This window comes from Massilia sp., from assembly GCF_031995545.1.
GTDB lineage: Bacteria > Pseudomonadota > Gammaproteobacteria > Burkholderiales > Burkholderiaceae_D > Telluria.
The window spans coordinates 1-5,746 of the sequence record NZ_DAMAGA010000080.1; the positions used below are offsets into that span (position 1 = coordinate 1).

The 5,746-nt window shown below is 59.0% G+C and carries 4 protein-coding genes; all 4 read right to left on the reverse strand.

Features of this window, described 5'->3' with window-relative positions:
* Positions 1 to 152 precede the first annotated feature (152 nt).
* Positions 153 to 407 carry a PAAR domain-containing protein gene (locus tag RTQ83_RS24200; RefSeq protein WP_312520611.1) on the reverse strand — a complete coding sequence of 85 codons (255 nt, stop codon included), beginning with the start codon at positions 405 to 407 and terminating at the stop codon, positions 153 to 155.
* 61 nt (positions 408 to 468) lie between these two features.
* Positions 469 to 2,097 (reverse strand): tetratricopeptide repeat protein, encoded by a 1,629-nt coding sequence (locus RTQ83_RS24205; RefSeq protein WP_312520613.1) that lies wholly within the window; start codon positions 2,095 to 2,097, stop codon positions 469 to 471.
* A 2-nt stretch (positions 2,098 to 2,099) separates the two neighbouring features.
* Positions 2,100 to 4,142 carry a phospholipase D-like domain-containing protein gene (locus tag RTQ83_RS24210; protein WP_312520616.1) on the reverse strand — a complete coding sequence of 681 codons (2,043 nt, stop codon included), beginning with the start codon at positions 4,140 to 4,142 and terminating at the stop codon, positions 2,100 to 2,102.
* A 33-nt stretch (positions 4,143 to 4,175) separates the two neighbouring features.
* On the reverse strand, positions 4,176 to 5,746 hold a 1,571-nt coding region (gene vgrG, locus RTQ83_RS24215), incomplete at its 5' end, for a type VI secretion system tip protein VgrG (protein ID WP_312520619.1).

Below are 5,746 nucleotides of genomic sequence, written 5' to 3' on the forward strand. Positions count from 1 at the left end.
GACATTTCAACTTTGCCAGAAGCGGACATTTGAACTTTGCCTTTACAAACCCTACGAATTCATGCGCAGCAATCGCTCGCCTCGGATATCAAACCGGTCCGACGACTGCGCTCCGCTAACGCCGCTAAAGCTGCGGTTGCTCTCCACGCACTTCATATCGAAGAAATCAACTTCGCACCGCAAGCGGTGAGGTCGTTGTCATACGCATACGGTTGGCCTTTGTGTTTGGCACCGGCACCGTCTGGCTTGATAGGAAACTTCCCTTTGCATTTGGGACAGAAGGTCACATCGTCGGCAAGCGCTGCTTCAGTACCCATTACAATCGTGCCAGATGAAACGGAGATAACCTGCCCGCCATGATCGGTTTTGTCATTGAGGCGAATGACGCCCCGGCCCATGTGCTTCATGACTGCTCCTTGTTGTGTCCGACGACGCCATATAAGAAGTAAGTGCAAATGAATTCAGCGGTTACGCCAGTCTGCATTCAGCGTTATCCAGCAGGTGCCACTTCAACTCGTCCGGATCGAGTTGAAGATAGTCGTCATTGTGCAGCTCCGGGAACGCTTGGCCGATCATTACCCAAGCTTGGCGCCACGGTTGGTTGATTGCATTCCGCAGCGAGTGTTCAGGCGGGAGCCATGGCTGCCAGGTGCCGGTAGCCGGGCATGGTGACCCCGCATCGCAGACCCGGTGCGCTTCTACAGGTACAACTTCGCGCGCCATGCCGGCAGCGGCCAGTGGCTCGACCGCGCTATGGTTGTGGCGGACGGTGAGAAAGTGCTGCCAAACCAAGTCCTTGATTGTCCTGCTGCCCATCTGTTGTGGATAACGGGGAAGGTCGAACGCTTCGTCCGTCTGGTAGAGGCCGGGCGGGATAGTGGTGAGCCAGGCTTGCACTTGCTCCGGCTCGTTTGGCGCGGTCGCTTGCCAGTATCCCGCGAACGGTGCTTCTGCTTCGGTCGTCTTGTCGCCGCTGGGGTGCAAATCGTAGGTGGCGTCGAGGTGCTGCCGGCCTTGCCGCTGCGATGCTGTGCTCGCCCTGGGTTCCGATGGCCGTGGCGTTACGCCTTTTGCTGCATCGATGAATGTCTGCTTGTCGCCATCCCACGGCGGCAGCGCTGCGGGGGGCAGTGGAAGTACTTTGTCTAGGTTGGGGAAGCGCAGCAAAGGATTGAGATTGAGAGCGTTGTGCAACACGACATAGCGCTCTGAACGGGCTTTATCGAGATGCGGAGCCATCGTGTCTGCCAAGTCGAGTGGATCACCAAAGTCTATTGATAGATCTCTCGCACAGTCAGAACAGCCAAACTTCACACCTTCATGCAATGTACGCAAGGCGTGTGATCGTGTAGCAGCCGTCTTAACTTCCGCAAATGTGCCGTCAGTATTTCGAGGCCATGACCGAAGAAATGCAAGGGTAGAGGCGGCAGGGCCATAGCCTTGAGCCAGCGAACATTCGAGCATCTTTATCGAAACCGGGATATTTGCCCAAAATCGGTCACTGGGGCTATCCCAGGTTGCAGCCATCTTGTCACCGAGGTAGGCCATCGCTTGCGGATTTCCCATCTCCGCTGCCTTCTGCCAGAACGCAAAGGCTTTTGTCGCGTCACCTGATACACCAACGCTGTTCATGTAATAGGTGCCCATCCGGTCATAGGCGGCGGGAATGCCGAGTCGCATCGCCTGTTCGACCAATGCCAGCGCTTCCATTTCCCCATTTGACGGATCACGCTTTTCAAGATACAGGGTAGCGAGGTTAAGCATGGCTTTCCAATGCCGCCGCTCAGCCGCTTGGCGTGTCAACTGGACGATCTTCTTATAATCGCGGTCTTCCTCCCACGTTTGAGGATCTTCCAGCGCCTGCGCTTCGCGGAACCACGCGTCCGCCTGCGCGTCGATTGGCGGAACCTTGCTTGCCTCGAGCTCACAGGTGAAGGTTGACCGATGCGGATCGAAGAGGGGCAGCTCTTCGTTACGGGGCAGATCCTGGATCGTGTTGTATTGGTCGTGTACCACGTTGAACCCCTTGAAAAGACAAAATATGGACAATGCTGCCAACAGGATGGTGGACAGCTGACGGAGCAGGGAACGTTTCATCGTCAGCCCAACCGTAGCGTGGCACTACGGTTATCTTCGAGCGGTAGAAGAAACCCCGTCATGGGTCTGGAAGTACGCTTTAGTCCCAGATTGATCGCCATAATCGCCGTCCATTTCAGAAATTCCCCTGCAATCTCAGCGGCCGACCCATTCTTCCCATCGACCGTACCGCCACTGAGCTTCCCCCAGATATTCCGCCGCAAATCCGTCGCCCGCTTGGCATCGTTCGTCGCCAGGTTGATTTCACTGTCCACCGCCATGCTGCGCTGGTTCAGGTTCGCGCTGCCGAGGCTGAAAAAGGAGTCGTCGACTAGCAGCAATTTCGAGTGGATGTAGATCTCGCGATAGCGCATCCGGCGCTGGTCGTAGCCGCTGGCCTGCAGCATGGCCACAGCCACCTTCAGACCATACTTCTGTTCCAGTGCAAGGATGCTCGGCTTGTCGATGCCGTTGGCGTATTCCACGACCGTCGGTTTCGCGTAGACCGCGCCGGTCGGCCGGCCCGTGTCGTCGCGACTCACACCGGTGTGCACGCGCTTGTTTTCCTTGTCGATCAATTCCGCCTGTCCGGTCATGCCAGCCTGCTGACCGAGTACACCAAGGGTGTCGTAGGTGCGCGGGACCATCTGGGCACGTTCGGCCACTGGCATGACGATGAACACATGCAGCAGCGGCATGTCGCCCTTGGTCTTTCCGGCAGCGGGGCACGCAGCCTTCCAGCGGGCCATGACGTTTTTGCGCGCCTGGATCAGGCGCTCCGCCCACTCCTGATACTGGAAATACTGGTTCTCGATGTAGAGGTAACCGGTCGCGTTGGCGGCCGTGTCGGTGGCCAGGAAATACATTTCCTTGGCAGTCTTGTCCTGTTCCTCCGGCTGGGTGCGGACGATCTGGATCGACGAATGCGTGCCCGGTATGCCTTTGCGCTTCAATGCCGAGGGGATGGTCGCGAGGTCGTCTATGAGGATGTCTCCGCCAGCCCGGCCCCAGGCGCGCACGAAGTTCGCATAAACGCAGGCGAGCGCGCCGCCGGAGATGCGGCAGGCGTAATCCCGGTAGGGCTTGAAGGTCCTGAAGCCAGCATCTGCCTTTTTCCCCTTGTCCACCTGCACAGCTTCACGGGCTTCGCGCTCACCGGCACATTCGCGCTTCGGATCTTCGATCCAATGGTCCTCGGTGTCCCAATAATCCGTCACCGAGTTCAGCCCTTTTACATAGCCGACCGCCTTGGCGCCGCCCATGTAGTCGTAGTCGATGAGCAGCGTTTTCTGGTGGTGCGTGCCGACCTTGAGCATCCCCGTACGCTCGGCTTCCAGATCGCCGAGGCCGCCTGGTTTGTACTTTTCACCGACAAGGCTTTTCTCGATGGACGCCTGGTCGCCGGCGCGCGTCTGGATGCTGATACCCGTAAGCAGTCCAGAGAAGGCAGCCCTGAACCAGTTATGGCAGTACTCCTCACGCGCCATTGCCGCGAGCGATTCGGGGGTGATGGTACCTACCGTGCCGGTGCCCCGTGCCGGTGTCCCGATGGCCCTTAGCGTCACTGCAGGCGTCCTGTATTTCTCCCGAAGCAAAGCGACGCTGCGCTCGGCCCCAATCTGGTCGGCTTCGTTACTCCCGCCGACGCTGCGCCAGGGGTTTGTCCCATGGGAATACCCCGGCATGTTCAGCGCCGCTGGGCTTCCGAGCTTGCTATACCAGACCAGCAGCCGAATTGTTACCTTTGGCTTGCGCTTGCCTGCGGCGATCAACAGGTCGCCATACGTTTCTCCGCGGGGCCAGGTATCTTTTCCCTGATCACGCACCAGTTCCATGCCCGGGTCGAACCCCCAGCAACAGATATCGATCGAATGCTTGGCGGCTTTGATTTTCTCCGCGATGTCCCTGAACGCATTCTCCCCACAAATGAAGACCTCGAGCTCGTTGTTATGGGTGACGGGATGGGTCGCGCTGCGGTTTTCCAGGAACCACTGCACCGTACTGGTGGCCTTGCAGCTGAGCTCGTCAATATGGACTTTTTCGGTACGCTTTATAGGATCTGGCATGCGGCCTCCTTCGTAGATCGGTTACAGCGATTGTCAAAGGTGCTCGCGGCTATCGGTCGAGCCATCGATCGCCCGCGCACCCATGTTGGATAAAACCTGTTCGCGGTGATTCGGCGCCTTGGCAGGTGCGGGTTGCGGAACCGCGGCAAGGGCATAGATTTCGCCGTTCGGAAGTTCGACACGGTAGTCGGCCGGTCCCGCTTCGTGTTCGACCGCGATCAGGCCCATGTCATCGGTGATGCCATCCCTTACTTTGATTTCGCCCTTGAACAGGGAGTAGGGCACGTTGGCAAATGGACGGCCGTTTACCGGATGGGTTTGCAACGAAAAGAGAAGCTGCTTCGGATCGTCCGGCGTCGTCGGCTCCACGATGTTGATCTTGTGTTCTGCTGATGGATGCGGCCGGTTCTGAGGCGCAAGAGTCTCTAAGTTGCCATGAAATAGCGCCGGCTTGGGCGCGAACACCTGCATGCGGTCGGTGATCTCGATCATGGCCCCGGGGCCGTGCAGCCGCACCCCTTTCTTTCCTTTGATGTCGACCCAGTCGTTCTGGCTGATGAGGGACAGGACCTTGTTGGCAATAAGCTGGATGTCGTCGTCATGTGTCTGCACGGTGATTTTTCCAGACGCCGCAATCAGCTTCATGCCCGCCTTGTGGACGAACAGGCGGAAGGTCTGCTTAATGCTCGCGAACAGGCTCTCGCCCGTTGCGATCGAGAGACTGTGTCCGGCCGTCAGCGCCGTGTGCTCGGCGCTGGCGATGTGGGTCGAATGTGCGGACGTCGTTTCAATGCCTGCTGGGCTGGCCAGGACCAGATGGGGCTGGGACAGCTCGGAGAATGGTTCGCCAGTGCCGCGCACGTCGTCGTTCTGGGCTTTGAGCACATCGGCAATGTCGTGCTGCTGTCCACTTTCCTGGGCCAGGCCCTGCAGTGCGGCCGTTGCCTGGTCGTCGTGCAGCTTGTGCGCTGCATCCAGTCGCTTTGCCGTTTCGCCAAGGTCTTTGATCGTGCCGTGTCCCGCCTGCCGCGCTTCGGTCGTGATCAGCAGTCCCTTGGCAGCGCGCGCCACGCCGTGCCCATCGGTGCGCAGCTCCCAGCCTTCACCGCGCGCATCCTTGCGTCCGCTGGTGTTTTCGATGCGCGTAATGTGCCCAAGCGACAGCTGGCTGCACTGATGATCGCTTTTCAGCTGGGCCTGGATTTTGTCCTTTGTATCGTCGAGGACCAGATGATTGCCGCGCGTTCCGCCGCCAAGCTCCCGGCTGCGCAAGCCGGCCAGTGCCTGCTGTTCCGGCAGCGACCATGGCGGCATGTTCGCATAGTTGTAGAGCGCGCCGAGAACGAGCGGATGGTCGATGTTCCCGTTCGGATAGACAACCGCCACTTCCTCGCCCACCCGCGGCAACCGGATATGCCCGAATTCGCTGCCAGCAGCGGGGCTCATTACCCGTATCCACGGCGAGCTCCTTTCATCGTAACTACCAAGCCGGTCCCAGTGATGCTGCAGTTTCACCCGTCCGTAACCGTCCGTGTGGATATCGGCGCCTGCCGGGCCGACCACGATGGCGGTATGCAGCCCGGTATAGATCACTGGCTCGCTAT